Genomic DNA, 16084 nt, shown 5'->3' with positions numbered 1-16084 from the left:
ATTACTCTCCCATGCGCTCTGTTGTTATATAGTGTTGAGTTTGATTCATGACAGAATATGACATATCTAAAATGACTTTAGGATATAATCCGATAAAAATAAGAACAGCCAATAAACTACTTAACAATAAAAGCTCTTTGATATTAAGAAAACACTTTTTCATGGTTTCATTATTATCGTGACCGCCATGAAAAATAGGTTGCATACGAATAATGAATGAAATAGATAGCATAAGTAATCCTAGTGCTAATAAAATTGTAGAATAAGAAAATGTTGTGAAACTTCCAAGTAACATCAGGTAATTTCCTATAAAGTTAGCTGTGCCAGGTATACCCAATACGGCCAATATGAAAAATAACGTAAATGATGATAAATATTTGACTCGCTCTTTCAATCCAGTAAATTGACTGATGTTACGTGTTGAATAACATTCAACTAATAAACCACTAATCATGAACATACCGACAATCGCTAAGTTAATCGCAATAATTTGTATGACCACTCCTTGGTAGGCGATTAATGAACCACTATATATGATAGCGGTCACAAAGCCCATCAATGCAATATGAACATAAGCAATTAGTTTTTTAATATCCGTTTGATTAAATGCAAGTAGTGCAGAATAAAAAACGGTGATTAATGCAAGTATTAAAATTAAAGGTACAATTGTTGCAGAAGCATTAGGAAATAATGGTATGACAAAACGCAATAACCCAAAAGTGGCAGTACTAAGTAATAAACCACTAATCATCATTGAACCGGTTGTTGACGATTCGATATGTGCTTCAATAAACCAATTGTGAAATGGAACAAAAGGAATACGCACAATAAAGGCAGCCATGAATCCAAGCATTAATAAATATTCTGTTTTACTTGATATAGGCGTTTTGGTTAGGATTTGATAATCAAAAGTCCAATGACCCGTTAAATTCCAATTAATGAGAGCTAATGAAACAATCGAGATTAACATTAACAAACTACTGATTTGCGTATAAATAAGAAATTTACTTGCACCATTAAAGCGTAGCTGAGAATTGGAATCTCGTCTTCCCCATAAAGAAATTAAAAAATAGATAGGAATCGCAACAGCTTCCCAATAAAAGAATAACAAAAAGAGATCCGTAACTGTAAATAACATCATGACAGCTGATGTCATTGCTAAAATACACAGATAATATAATCCAGTATTATTAATGCTTTCTTTGCTTGAATAGGCGATAGTGAATAAAACAATAATGAGTGTTGAAGTAATAACAATGATAGATAGCCCATCTAAAATTAAGTGAAAACGAATACCTAATAACGGAATCCATTCAAAATTGACTTCTTCTACCCAACTATTTCCTTGATCCATAATAGCTTGCGCATCCAGCCAAAAATTGATCACCAATATTAGCGAGATGATAATCGTCATGAATGCGATACAAATTGGCAGTTTATTCCAACGTGATTGCGCATCAACAGATGCTACCATTCGTTGTAAAAAAAGATGACATAACCAACCGATAAATCCACCTGTCACAGGTAAGAAAATAAGCCATAACAACATGAAAGATTGCACCTTTATTAAATAAACACAAGTAACATTAATATAATAATACTACCCATTACAATTGAAACCATATACCATCTGAGATGTCCATTTTCGAAGCCGACAATATATGAATTGATTTTTTTTATACCCAGCATAACCCAATTGTCCCAAGTTGCTAATGGATCCTTTTTCAATTTACTGGTTAAAAAGATGAAAGGCTTAACAAAAACAATATTGAGTAAATAATCAAATCGCCATTCTGCTTTACACAGTCGTGTAAAAAATTTCACTATGGGCGTGTTTAACACTTCTTTCACTTCACTATTAGGATGAGCAAATAGTGTATAAGCGATGATAATGCTAAGTAACGTTACCGCAGCAAAAAGAAGCTGGAATGACAATTTTACATTAGTATCTAATGCAGCAATTGGAATTATTCCTTTTATGGGTAACGGAAAATAGATAACTAATGATGAGGTAAATATTAACAATAAGAAAATAGGGCAATAACTCATCCAATTCGTTTTGGCAAATTGTTTAATTTTAGGTTTATGATAAAACACCATAAATATTAAACGTAATATACTAACACTCGAGAGCAAAATACCTAATAACCCAATGGTTCCATTCATTAAATTATCTTGAGCCATTAATCCCCAAATAATGTCACCTTTAATGTAAAAGGCAGCTGAAATCCATGGCATTGCACTAAGCGATAACAGAATGACTAAAAAAATGATAAATAAAACGGGGAATTTTTTATATAAACCACCAATTTTACTTATATCACGCTCACTTTGGCATTTTTTGATAAGTATTGCCGAGGCTAATATGAGTAACGTACTTGTCATTGTATAATTGATTAAACAATTAAGTGATAAACTCCAATGTTGAGTTGAAAATGCATAAAACAGATAACTAATTTGTGTTAGGTTTATGAAAGTGACTATACGTTTAATATCGTATTGTACAAGAGCAATAGAGCTTGCAAATAAAACTGTTAGCGATGAAATCATTGTCATGATAGAAAGTACATCGCTTGACATCATAAACAAATTGCTGAGTCTTAAAATTAAATAAACACCCGCTAAGATTACCGTTGAACTTTGCATTAACGCCATTGCAGGCATGGGGGCTAAGGTGCTTTCAGTAAACCAGGATTGCATTGGAAATAGCGCTGATTTACTCATTGCACCAAGCAATAGCATCAATGTTATCCAATAGATGATATCTGAATCGATAGCTAAATTAGCATGTGCGAGAGTCAATATATTACGAATATCTAACGTATGAAGCGTTTGATAAATTAAAAATACACCGATGAGTAAAAAAACATCGGTCAAATGCATGATTACAAACGCTTTAACTGCTGCAAAACCATTGCGGATTTGTTTATAGTAAATGCCAATAAGTAAGTAAATACTTAATGTAACACCTTCCCAACCAATTAGCATGACCAACAGATTATCGACTAAAATAATTGTTAACATACTTGCTATTAACAAATTGCTATAAGCATAAAAAGTATAAATATCTTTTTGAGATGTTAAATAATACGCAGCAAAAAAATAGATAAGCATGCCCAAAAAAGCAATTAACACAAGAAAAGTTAATGACAAACCATCTAAGGTTAAAGTAATGGGAACAACAAAATCCCCTATAGAAAACCAATTCCATAATGGTCTGCTATAAATTAATGACATATCAGGGACTGAGTTAGTAACAAAATCAATACAAGAAAATATGGTAATTAATACCACAATCAGCATAGTACTAATGCCGATAATGATGATATTAATTGATCGTATTTGTCTTCCTAAGCTAACAAGGGCTAAAAAAGAAAGCAAAGGAACAATGATAGTTAAATAGAGTAAATTCATCCTTTCATTTCGCTTAATGAGTCAATATTAAAAATTTTCTTTCGGTAAACTAGCTTTCTAAAAAGGGCAAGTCCAACGCACACTTCGGCAAGTACCGCAACAATCGCTAAAATAGCCAGTACTTGCCCATCTGTATGTTGCCAATGGCTACTTGCAGCAATTAAAGCAATAATGGCACCGTTATTCATTATGATTAGGCTAAGGAGCAAAAAATAGAGATTGCGCCGAATCATCACGCCTAGTAAACCAAGGACAAATAAGATAGAAGCTAAAATAAGGCTATGCATTAATGGAATCATATTAGCTCTCCGACGACAAACGATGCATAAAATGATAAGCAATGACCGCTGCACCTAATAATAAAAATATTCCCAATTCTGCCATTAAAATATAGGCATGTATTGAAATTTCATGGGTTAATTCATGTGGCTCTTTTAGCTGTGAATAGTCAGTGCTTACTACTCCATAAATAAGGATGACCAGTAAAACAAATGCTAACATTAGCGGGACTAACCATATTTTAGGGCTAATACCATGTTTATCATTTTCTACATTGTCTTTACGAATTTTAAGTATACTTGCAATGGATAAAAAAAGCGTTACTGTTCCGCCAATAAAGAACACGATATAAAGCACAGCTGATAAATAAGTATTAAGTAGAATCAATATCAACGCTGAAGCAAAAAGCGATACAATAAGGTACAAAATAGCTTTATCTATTTGTAAGCAACTAATCACTTTCATGCTAGCAAAAATAGCTATAATCGACGCAATATAAAAAACAGCGATCATTAAATAATCCAATATATATTCTCAATCTTATTAGTATATACCCAAATTAAAGCAAGATACAGATTACAGGCGAGCTATTCATTGAAAAACAGTGATTTAATAAAAAATAGAACGTTATTTTTTAATATTAGCTAAGAATTTAAAGATAAGTGCATTATATTTTCAATATAATTAAAACAGAAAAAAAAATAAAAACCATAAAATTTTATTATTTAAATTCAATTAAGCATTGATATAAAGTATATAACTTGAGCAAATTAACCATTATTTATACTTATTTCTTTAAATTGTGAACATGCCCTTACAGCTTAAAGTTGCTTAACCCTAATTTTTAAATACATAAAATGAGATTAAAATGAACAGTGAATACTCCTCTATGCGAAGTAATGTTAATATGTTAGGTACCCTCCTTGGCGATGCAATAAAACGAGCGACCGGTAACGAAACTTTTGATTTAGTCGAAAAAATAAGGAAGCTATCAAAATCGGCTCAACAAGGAAATAAGCAATCTCATCAAGAGTTACTCAAATTAATAGAACATCTCAATGATGAAGATTTATTACATGTTGCTCGAGCATTTAACCAGTTTTTAAACTTAGTGAATATTGCGGCAGAATATTATGGCATTTCGCCGCACGGGGAAGCGGCGAGCAGTCCAAAAAAAATGACAGACTTATTTACTACCCTAAAAAAATTAAACTTTTCTGAGCAAACTATCACACAAGCCATTAACGATTTATCGATTGAATTAGTATTGACTGCTCACCCAACCGAAATTAATCGTCGTACAATGATTAATACCTATACCGCAATAAATAATTGCTTATCGCAATTGGATCATAATGATCTTGCTGATTACGAAATTGAACGTATTATGCGCCGATTAAAACAGCTAGTTTGTCAGGCCTGGTATACGGATGAAATACGTAAAAAACGGCCTACACCTCTCGATGAAGCTAAATGGGGGTTTTCTGTTATAGAAGACAGTTTATGGCAAGGTGTTCCTCTCTTTTTACGGGAATTTAATGATCAACTCGTTGATGCGTTTAATCAACAACTATCTGTTGAACATGTTCCAATAAAATTTACCTCATGGATGGGGGGAGACCGTGATGGTAATCCTAATGTCACAGCTGATGTGACAGAAAAAGTCATGTTACAAGCTAAATTAAAAGCAATTGAATTATTTTTAGCAGATATTCAAATATTAGTGCGAGAGTTATCGATGACAGAGTGTAACCAATCTGTTATTGATCTGTTAGATGAGCCAAATAAAACAGCATCAGAACCTTATCGAGCGGTGATGAAGCAGCTACGAGCCCGTTTAGTTAAAACGCACAGTTACATAGTATCAGTACTCAATAATGAACAAGTCCTAGCTCCAGCTGATATTTTAATTAAAAATAACCAACTTTGGGATCCACTTTATATTTGTTACCAATCATTAATTGATAATGGGATGTCAACTATTGCTCACGGACCTTTACTTGATACATTACGTCGAATAAAAAGCTTTGGATTACAGTTAGTCAAATTAGATATACGTCAAGATAGTTCTGTTCATACTGAAGCACTTGATGAATTAACGAAAGAACTTAATATAGGAAGTTATGCACAATGGTCTGAAGAAGAGAAACAAGCATTTTTATTAACCGAACTTCAATCTAATCGTCCATTATTACCCTATCATTGGCAACCTAGTCAAATCGTTAAAGAAGTATTTGACACTTGTCGTGTAATTAAAAAAGCTGGTGAAGAGTCGATTGCTTCTTATGTTATCTCAATGGCAAAAGCACCTTCGGATATTTTAGCGGTATATTTGCTTTTAAAAATAGTCGATTGTGAAAAAAATATCCCGGTGGCACCGCTATTTGAAACATTAGAAGATTTGAATAATGCGAAGACTGTCATGCAAAAATTATTGGATATTCCTTGGTATCGACAAAAAATCCAAGGTAAACAGATGGTCATGATAGGTTACTCGGATTCAGCTAAAGATGCAGGAACCCTTGCGGCATCATGGGCACAATATCGTTCGCAAGAAGAATTAGTCGCCTTATTTGAAAAATATAATATCAATCTTGTTTTATTCCATGGGCGAGGCGGTTCAATTGGGCGTGGTGGGGCGCCAGCACATGCGGCACTCCTTTCTCAGCCACCTGGTTCATTAAAAGGAGGGCTTCGTGTCACTGAACAGGGTGAAATGATTCGGTTTAAACTTGGTTTACCGGAAGTCGCGCTCAGTAGCTTAATGTTATATGCTTCAGCTATACTTCAAGCAAATTTATTACCTCCTCCACAGCCGAAACAAGCATGGCGCAATATCATGGATGAAATGTCAGATATTTCATGTCAGTGCTATCGACGTTATGTTCGTGAAAAAGCAGAATTTGTCGATTATTTTAGAACGGTCACACCCGAAGCAGAATTAGGAAGATTACCTCTTGGTTCAAGGCCTCAAAAACGGCGAACAGGTGGCGGAATAGAAAGTCTTAGAGCTATTCCATGGATCTTTGCTTGGACACAAAATCGCTTAATGGTTCCTTCATGGCTTGGTGCTGGCTGTGCCTTAAAAAAAGTGATTGAAGAGGGGAAAAAAGATTTGCTCAAAGACATGTATCACAACTGGCCTTTCTTTAATGCACGATTAGGTATGTTAGAAATGGTATACGCTAAAGCTGCACCAAAAATTCATGAGTATTATGAACAACGTTTAGTTGATGCTAGCATGTGGCCATTAGGAGAAGAGTTACGTAATTTATTAACGGATGATATTAATACCGTTTTAACCATTACTGACGATGATAGCTTAATGGCCGATCTACCTTGGATTGCGCAATCCGTTGCTTTACGAAATATTTATATTGAACCGTTGAATTTATTACAAGCAGAACTATTAAATCGTTCTCGTCAACGTAATGATGAAGAAAATACAATAGTTGAACAAGGATTAATGATCACAATATCAGGTATTGCTGCTGGAATGAGAAATTCTGGATAACTTAATAAAAATAAAAAAGGGCAATCGCCCTTTTTTATTTATCTGCTAAAAGTTCATCTAAATACGTTTTAGCATCTCGATCACCTTGCTCACTCGCTTTAGTAAACCAGTAAATTGCCGTATCTTTATTTTTCTTGATACCTTCACCTTCAAGATATTTAATGGCTAAATTGTATTGAGCATCAGCACTGCCTTGTTCAGCGGCTTTAATATACCATTCAATCGCTTTTTTAATATCTTTGGGAACACCACCGCCGACATCATACATTACGCCAATATTATATTGTGCATCTGCATTACCCGCTTCTGCTGCTTTAGAGAACCAATGGGCTGCTAATTGGTTATTAGGTCTAGTGCCTGTACCTGTGGCATAAATAATGCCTAAATTATACATTGCAAGTACATTACCATATTCTGCCGCTTGCGTATAAAAATAGGTTGCAGCAACATAATCTTGAGTCAGACCATCGCCGTGTTCCGACATTAATCCTAAATAATATAAGGCTTCAGGCACATTATATTTCGCTGCTTTACTAAACCAATCGGCTGCTTGCATACGATCTTCTTCTACACCATCACCAAAAAAGTACATAATGCCTAGGTTTAGGTAAGCATCAAACACGCCTTGATCACCAGCTAAAATAAAATAGTTAATAGCACTATCGTTATTTTTGGCGACACCTTCCCCATTTTTGTACATTAAAGCTAAATTATAAAGTGCAAAACTGTAATTTTGATCCGCTGCCAATTTAAAATATTTAAATGCTTTCGATAAATTACGCTTAGTTCCTAAACCATTTTGATACATATATGCTAAATTATTTTGGGCTTTAGCTAATCCTTGGTCAGCCGCTTTTTTAAACCAAAACAGCGCGCGAACATGATTAACTTCAATACCGCCTAAACCTTGTTTATAAATATTACCTAAAGTGTATTGTGCTTGTGCATCCCCTTTTTCTGCCGAAAGCTTTAAAGAAGGAATCAATGAGCTAGGATCAGTCATTATTAGTTCTGGAGCTTTTGATGCACCATTTTCATTAGCTTTGACACTAAATGAAAAAGATAACATTAATACCAATAATAATTGAAATGTCTTCATAGTTTTTATTCATAATAAAAGTGTTATTAAGTATATATTAACAAGATAAAAATAAATAGTTTATATGTTTTTTGATAGATATAATCGATAGATTCTATATAAAAAAATTAAGTTCTGAGCAAAATTAATTTATTATTAATCAATTAAATCATACTATTATATTATAATTCAAAAATTTAGTTATCAAATCACATAACTTTTAAACGTACATAATACGGTTACTAACATACAAAAGGTGGGTTAACTTTCTGTTTAGTTTCTATTGATCGGATAAAGAATTCAAGTACTTTCTGATAAAATTTAATTAAAAAATCGACAAATATTACTTTGTTTTAGGTATAAATTACCTTATTAACTTATTTATTCTATTTAAAATATTTAGTAGTGAATAATTTAAATATATTTTAATCTTTATGCTTTCTTAGGCATAGGGGCAACAAATAGTACATATTTAACCTTTTTTTTATGATACAATTTCGACCTTTATAAAATAAATTTGAATTCAGAGGATCAATATGGACTTTTTTATTAATCAAGCGTACGCAGCTGACGGACAAGCCGTTGAAAGCAATCCTTATTTTTTACCGATCATGCTTGTTGTTTTTGGATTATTTTTCTATTTTATGATCATGCGTCCACAACAAAAACGTGCTAAAGCACACCGTGAATTAATGTCATCCATTTCAAAAGGTGATGAAGTGTTAACCAATGGTGGATTGATCGGTCGTGTTTCTAAAGTGAACGAAAATGGTTATATTGCATTAGAATTAAATGATTCAACTGAAGTAATAATCAAACGTGATTTTATTACATCTGTATTACCAAAAGGTACAATGAAATCATTATAATAACAATATTATTATGATAATTCATTGTGTTAATAGTCTAACCCCACAAGAGAATATGTCGTGTTAAATCGCTATCCTTTGTGGAAGTACATTATGTTGGTCGTCATAATTTGTGTCGGCCTACTTTATGCGCTTCCTAATATTTATGGTGAAGATCCAGCTATACAGATTTCTGGCTCGGATAGTGCCAAAATTGAAACGGCTACGCAAAGCAATGTAATAAAATTGCTAGCTGAAAATCACATCGATATCAAGTCAATTGTTTACGAAAATGGAACCATTTTAATTCGATTTGCTGATAACGATACGCAACTTAAAGCCAAAGAACTTATTTCAAAAGATTTAGGTGAAAATTATATTGTTGCTTTAAATCTAGCGCCCGCAACGCCAAAGTGGCTTTCCATATTTGGTGCTTCACCTATGAAATTAGGACTAGATTTGCGTGGGGGAGTTCACTTCTTGATGGAAGTGGATATGACAACGGCATTAGACAAACTCGTAGAGCAATCAATTGAAAACCTAAAGTCTGATTTTAATAATAGCAAACTAAACTTTAAATCCTTGAGTCGCAATAGTGAGCAACAAATCGTCATGGAGTTTGTTAATACACAAGATCGAAACAAAGCCATTGCTAAAATCAATAATTTACAAGATTACAAGATTGACTCTCAAAACGACAACAGCATCATAATCAATATAAGTGAACAACGCTTACAACAAGCTAAAAACGATGCTGTTCAGCAAAACACAACGATTTTACGTAACCGAGTTAATCAACTAGGTGTTGCTGAACCGATTGTACAACGTCAAGGTTCGGATCGAATTGTTGTTGAATTACCGGGAATTCAAGATACCGCATTGGCTAAACGCATTATTGGTGCAACCGCTACACTTGAGTTTAGACAAGTAAATGAAAACAATTCAGCGGATTTGGCTGCTATCATTAACGGTCAAATGCGTGTTCCTTATGGTTCAGAAATAAAATATATGGAAAACGGGCGTCCGGTACTGTTATATAAACGCATTGTCCTGACTGGTGACCATATAACGGATTCTTCTTACCGATTGAATGAATATTCCCAACCAGAGGTTTCTATTACCCTTGATAGTTCAGGGGGAAAAACTATGCTCGATTTTACTCAAAAAAATCTGCATAAATCAATGGCTACTTTATTTGTCGAATATAAAGATACTGGTAGACGTGATGAAAATGATAAACCAATTTTTGAACGACTTGAACGGGTTATCAATGTTGCAACAATTCAAGGCATCTTCAGTGATCGTTTTCAGGTTACAGGCATTAGTAACATTAATGAAGCTAAAAATTTGTCACTTTTACTACGTGCCGGCGCATTAATAGCGCCAATTCAAATCATTGAGGAACGTACCGTTGGTCCTTCAATGGGGCAAGAAAATATTACTCAAGGATTAGAATCTTGTGTATGGGGATTATTAATCTCAGTTATCTTTATGTTAGTGGTTTATCGGCTGTTTGGAGTATTTGCGAGTTTAGCGTTAGTTGCTAACTTAATATTAATTGTTGGTGCGATGTCATTATTGCCTGGTGCGACGTTAAGTATGCCGGGTATAGCTGGTATTGTATTAACTGTCGGTATGGCTGTTGATGCAAACGTACTGATCAATGAACGAATAAAAGAAGAACTGAGTAACGGTCGTAATGTTCAACATGCGATTAATGAAGGATATGCAGGTGCTTGGAGCAGTATTTTTGATGCAAATATCACTACATTAATTACTGCGGTTATCCTTTATGCAGTCGGTACCGGTTCAATCAAAGGTTTTGCGATTACATTAGGTATCGGTATAGTAACATCAATGTTTACATCTATCGTCGGTACTCGAGCATTAGCAAATCTTATTTATGGCGGTCGTCGTGTCAACAAGTTATCAATTTAGAGGTTTATTGTGATTGTTACTAGTAATGATATAAAAAATCATGATGTTAAAGAACTAAATCATGGTCGCAGAGTCCTCGACTTCTTAAAGTTTGGTTTTATTGCTTTTGCAATATCAATGTTACTTGTTGTTGGATCAATTTATGTAATTTTGACCAAAGGATTTAATTTGGGACAAGATTTTACAGGTGGTACAACAGTCGAAATTACGGTGACCAAACCAGTAAATCTTGACGACATCCGTGACAGTTTACGCAATGCTGGCTATCATGAGCCCGTTGTTCAATATTATGGAAGCAGTAAAGATATTATCATTCGACTTGCTTCAGAAAAAAAGGATGACGGTAGCGTATCTTCAGTTATTGATAATGCGTTAGGAGTCAACATTTCAAATTTAATTCATAAAGATATTGATGCAAATGCAGAAATAAAACGAATTGAATTTGTTGGACCAACCGTTGGTTCTGAGCTTGCTCAAGATGGGATATTAGCTATCTGCGCGGCATTGGTTTGCATATTAATTTACATTGCATTTCGTTTTGAATGGCGATTTGGAACAGGTGCGGTTGTTGCGCTTGCGCATGATGTCATCATCACTGCAGGCTATTTATCACTGTTTGATCGGGAGTTGGATCTCACCATAATTGCTGCCATGCTTTCAATTATCGGTTATTCACTTAATGATACCATTGTAGTATTTGACAGAATTCGTGAAAACTTCAGGAAAATTCGTCGAGCATCGCCTTATGATGTGATTAATATCTCATTGACTCAAACCTTACACCGAACTTTAATGACATCAGGTACAACCTTGGCTGTAGTCATTATTCTCTATATTTTCGGTGGTTCAATGCTAAAAGGTTTTTCAGAAACATTGGGCGTTGGTATTGTTTTAGGCACTATTTCGTCAATTTATGTAGCAGCTTACATGTCACTAAAATTAGGCGTTAAACGAGAACACTTTATGCCGCAAAAAAGTGAAGCTGAGGGTGCAGATCAACCTTCAATTATGCGCTAACTTTTACACTCTGCTGGATGCCCAGCAGAGTTATATCAGACTGTTATTTAAACAAATGATATTAAATAGATTGACACCTATTATCGAGTTGAATATTATTAGCCACAGTTTTATCCCTTTCTACTTGGGGCCATAGCTCAGCTGGGAGAGCGCAACGCTGGCAGCGTTGAGGTCAGGGGTTCGATCCCCCTTGGCTCCACCACTTTTTAAATTCATGTGTCAATGTTAATCAAACACAAACGATGACACTAAAGATATTAAATCCTACTTCATTATCATTCCTGTTATCGCGTTACTCATTCTCCTAAAGGCATATACCTACAAGTAAATAACTGAATACATCTATAATTAAAATAGGCAAAAGCTAAAACGAAAATTTAACTATCTTGATTGCATAAGGCTTTATTAATAATCCTAAAAGATTATATATACCGTTACTATGCCAAAATTCGCAAGAAAACCATATAAAGTTAAAGAATAGTAAAGAAATGTATATAGTAAGTAAATAATATTTAATTTATAATAATTATGTAAGGTTGATTTTGTGAATCTCCCTGACAAAACATCTATTTTAAACGATGAATAGATCAATATGTTTTAGAACTGACATTCTGTTTTTATGAAAAATAAAAAATAGAACGACATGATGTAATGAAAATTACATCATGTTTTTTTTGATTTAATTTTAGGTTAAATATTTTATAGGCTATTAATTTATATGAAAAATCATAAGTTTTCTGTTGTATATCAAACTATAGCATTAATAACGCTTTCCAGCGCGACTTATGTTAATGCTTTACCATGTAGTATCGCAAATGGTCAAATTAATGCCACTAACTCTTGCGAGACGAATGAGAATAATCTTACCAATATTAATGTTAACGCAGGGGCGACAGTTAACCATGATACCGCTAGTAGCTTAATTATCAATAATCCTGGGATTGAGTCAAATAGTAACGGAATTAATGTAACTGGTAGTAATGCGAATTATTTATTAAACGCTTCCGATACAACAAAAGATATAACAATCGATATCGGCGACAATAAAAATCAAAGAGGTCGAGGTATTTCTGTTGAAAAAGGTGCCACAGCAACCGTTAAAGCAAATAACGTGACAATCAAATCAAAGGATAAATATACCAACGATTGGAATGCAAACAATGCATTATGGGCAGGCTCTGGCGGTCAATTAACTATTTTTGCTGATAAATTAGATTTATCAGTTGAAAATGCCACAACACCTTATGGAACAATTGGTGTCAACAACGGTAGTATAAAAATCCAAGGTAATAATGGATTGTCAATTGCGACAATTTCTAACACTGGTGGATCAAGTGCCGGCATATGGGCAGAAGGCAAAGGAACGATAGATCTTGATCTTGTTAAAATTAATACTGATTCTTCTCAAGATTATGTCATGGGGGTTTATACTAAAAATAAAGGGTCAACCGTCACATTTGCTGGAGGTGAAATTGGTAGCCTTGCTAGTCGGGCCGGTTCAGCAATTCGAACATTGGAACAGTCACAGGTTATTGCCAAAGGTTATGATAAAGGATCTTTAATTATACAGACTAATGGAACGGATTCACGGGGTATTCGAGCAACGGGTGGTTCATCTGTCATTTTAAATAACGACAAACACAGTAATTTTGTCACGCAAATTCATACTACAGGAAGCATTTCTGATGGTATTAACGCTGGTCGATTAGGGACAATGCATAAGGATGGAAAAATCTTTAAGCATGGCGGTGAAATAGGATCGGAACTCGCGTCTTCAAGCATTGAAACTTATGGTGAAACTCATATAAAAACAGATTCAGAAAATTCTTATGGTCTTCGACTTATTGGTGATGGAGCAAGCATAAAAATGCATGCGTTGGATGGACAAGGTCGTAGTACGATTCATTCAGCGACCACAGCAATACGTTTTAATTTTGGCAATGGTTACAGTCTGAATGAAGATGGTTCTTCGGCAAAAGATCTTGCCCAAAATATGATGCTCGAAAATGTAGACATTACCAGTGATGGAAAATCAGGCAAGTTCGAATTGATTAATACCAGTGATAATAACAGTTTTATCTGTAAACTTGGTGGTTGTGACAAAAATGGAAATAATACCTATGCTAGCGGTAATTTAATTCAGGTCGGGGATCACAGCCTTGATGTCGGTATGTTATCGCATATCAACGATAATAATTTAGCTATGACTGTGGCTGATTCAGTAAAAAATGGTGTGCTGTTATTAAAAAATAGTTCGGCAACAGCGGCTGAAAATACCGATCTATTAAATGTTACTTATGGTGGTGGAACGGCTAAAGTGACTGATAAGGTTTCAAGTAGTTTTAATTTGACGTCTAATGCATCGATCTTAAAAGGGAGTATCTTTACGGATAAAACCTTAGACAAAGACAATCAAACAAGTCAATCCAACATAAGCTTGAATAATCAATCTACATGGTACATTCAACGTGATTCAAATGTGACTAATTTAAATGTCCAAGATAGTGAAATTTATCTCAATCGCTATGACAATTGGAAAGATGAGCAAGGTAAATTACTTGAAAATGCTAACCAACCTTCAAATTATACCGTCTTAGAGACAAATAAACTAACGGGTAATAATAGTCGTTTTTATTTCCAAACTGATATTGTTAACCAAAAAACAGATAAATTAATAATAACCGATAAAGATGGGACGAATGGGCAACATTATGTCATTGTAAAAAATGATGGATCGCAAAGTACGACAGGAACAGAAAAAATTGACATCATTGAAACTAATGGAAATCATGCCGATTTCAAATTAATCAATAAAGTTGAATTAGGTGGTTATGAATATGATCTCAGACAAATTACTGATCCTGATTCAGACGAACTTGGTGGTTGGGAGTTATATAGTACAGGTTCAAAACAGAAACCTTCAAAACCATCAAAAACTTCAACGGCTCAAGCAACGCTAAGCTTTGCAAATACTAACTATCTGCTTGTTTATATTGATATCCAAACTTTATTACAACGAATAGGTGATTTACGGAATATATCGGATCATCAAGGCGATTTTTGGATTAGAGGCGTCGTTGGTCAATTAAACTCATTTGCATCAGTTGATTATAATGATTATAAAATGAATTATCGGGGGCTACAAAGTGGTATTGATAAACTGGTTTATGAATCTGAAAATGGTCGTTTCTATTTAGGTGGTATGATTGGCTACTATGATGTAGATCAAGATTTTAAACAAGGAAGTGGTTCAGGAAAAAACTATAATGTTGGTCTCTATTCTACTTATATCACCAATAACGATTTTTACTTAGACGGTATTTTCAAATTATCCAAATTAAAAAATCAATTTAATGTTAGAGATAGCCAAGGTAAAAATATTTCGGGTAAAGGGAATACCCACGCGCTAAGTCTATCGTTAGAAGCAGGGAAACGTTTTTACCTTTCTGATGAAAAACAAGGGATATATACAGAACCTCAGCTACAAGTTGTTTATACTCGTAATGGCGCTGATTCAACAAAAGCGAGCAATGCACTCAAAGTTAAATATGATCGCTATAACTCATTGATAGGACGTACAAGCATCATAATGGGATATGCGATACCGAATATCAAAAATCAAACCAATATTTACTTAAAAACAGGGTATGTTAAAGAGTTTGATGGTGATACTTCTTACCGATTAAATCATATCAAGGAATCTAATCAATATTGTGGACATTGGTTTGAAAATGCACTTGGTATAAACGCAACCATACAAAATAATCATCATATCTACAGTGAAGTCGATTTTGCTAAAGGGAATAAGTTTAACAAAAAGCAGATCAACTTGGGTTACCGATACAACTTTTAATAACAATAAAATCCTAACAAACTAACTTTATAAGCTTATCCTTATTGGATAAGCTTTTTTTATATATGTCGTAACCAAATATTCCCCCTAATTGAAATTTAATGAGCGATCAGTTGAACAAATAATTTTTTTAATTACAACAG

The 16084-nt window shown here is 34.0% G+C and carries 10 protein-coding genes and 1 tRNA gene; 6 read left to right on the top strand and 5 right to left on the bottom strand.

The genetic code is table 11. The annotated features are described in order from the left end of the window. Position 1: 1 nt before the first annotated feature. The 4 genes from ACGH6P_RS09110 to ACGH6P_RS09095 are packed head-to-tail and all read right to left on the bottom strand — an operon-like array spanning position 2 to position 4206. Positions 2-1549, bottom strand: coding sequence for a NuoM family protein (locus ACGH6P_RS09110; RefSeq protein ID WP_267351477.1), 1548 nt, complete (start codon positions 1547-1549; stop codon positions 2-4). A gap of 17 nt (positions 1550-1566) precedes the next feature. Then, positions 1567-3414 carry an NADH-quinone oxidoreductase subunit L gene (locus ACGH6P_RS09105; protein ID WP_411597317.1) on the bottom strand — a complete coding sequence of 616 codons (1848 nt, stop codon included), beginning with the start codon at positions 3412-3414 and terminating at the stop codon, positions 1567-1569. Continuing rightward, a complete protein-coding gene (nuoK, locus tag ACGH6P_RS09100) occupies positions 3411-3713 on the bottom strand; it encodes an NADH-quinone oxidoreductase subunit NuoK (RefSeq protein ID WP_267351481.1) in 303 nt (100 codons plus the stop codon). Before nuoK ends, ACGH6P_RS09105 begins: the two co-directional genes overlap by 4 nt. 1 nt (position 3714) lies before the next feature. Then, positions 3715-4206, bottom strand: coding sequence for an NADH-quinone oxidoreductase subunit J (locus ACGH6P_RS09095; protein ID WP_411590593.1), 492 nt, complete (start codon positions 4204-4206; stop codon positions 3715-3717). Positions 4207-4561: 355 nt separating this feature from the next. Here ACGH6P_RS09095 and ppc point away from each other — a divergent pair, with 355 nt between their 5' ends. After that, complete coding sequence (ppc, locus tag ACGH6P_RS09090) at positions 4562-7207, top strand: phosphoenolpyruvate carboxylase (protein WP_411597316.1); 2646 nt, start codon at positions 4562-4564, stop codon at positions 7205-7207. A gap of 34 nt (positions 7208-7241) precedes the next feature. Here ppc and ACGH6P_RS09085 read toward each other — a convergent pair whose 3' ends face one another. Next, on the bottom strand, positions 7242-8306 hold the full coding sequence (locus ACGH6P_RS09085) for a tetratricopeptide repeat protein (RefSeq protein ID WP_267351487.1): 1065 nt from the start codon (positions 8304-8306) through the stop codon (positions 7242-7244). 515 nt (positions 8307-8821) lie between these two features. Here ACGH6P_RS09085 and yajC point away from each other — a divergent pair. From yajC to ACGH6P_RS09060, 5 genes are all read left to right on the top strand, one after another. Further along, complete coding sequence (gene yajC, locus ACGH6P_RS09080) at positions 8822-9154, top strand: preprotein translocase subunit YajC (RefSeq protein ID WP_065558440.1); 333 nt, start codon at positions 8822-8824, stop codon at positions 9152-9154. 60 nt (positions 9155-9214) lie between these two features. Next, positions 9215-11071 (top strand): protein translocase subunit SecD, encoded by a 1857-nt coding sequence (gene secD / locus ACGH6P_RS09075; protein WP_411597315.1) that lies wholly within the window; start codon positions 9215-9217, stop codon positions 11069-11071. A 30-nt stretch (positions 11072-11101) separates the two neighbouring features. Next, positions 11102-12088, top strand: coding sequence for a protein translocase subunit SecF (gene secF / locus ACGH6P_RS09070; RefSeq protein WP_411590612.1), 987 nt, complete (start codon positions 11102-11104; stop codon positions 12086-12088). 126 nt (positions 12089-12214) lie between these two features. Then, positions 12215-12290: transfer RNA gene (locus tag ACGH6P_RS09065), tRNA-Ala, on the top strand. 516 nt (positions 12291-12806) lie between these two features. Then, the gene (locus tag ACGH6P_RS09060; protein ID WP_411597314.1) at positions 12807-15941 is read left to right on the top strand and encodes an autotransporter outer membrane beta-barrel domain-containing protein; all 3135 of its coding nucleotides are present in this window, start codon (positions 12807-12809) and stop codon (positions 15939-15941) included. The last annotated feature ends 143 nt before the right edge of the window (positions 15942-16084 follow it).

Origin of the sequence: Gilliamella sp. CG25, assembly GCF_046635705.1 — a bacterium.
Lineage (GTDB): Bacteria > Pseudomonadota > Gammaproteobacteria > Enterobacterales > Orbaceae > Gilliamella > Gilliamella apicola_I.
The sequence above is the reverse complement of the archived record's forward strand: the minus strand, read 5'-3'. Positions and strand labels throughout refer to the sequence as shown.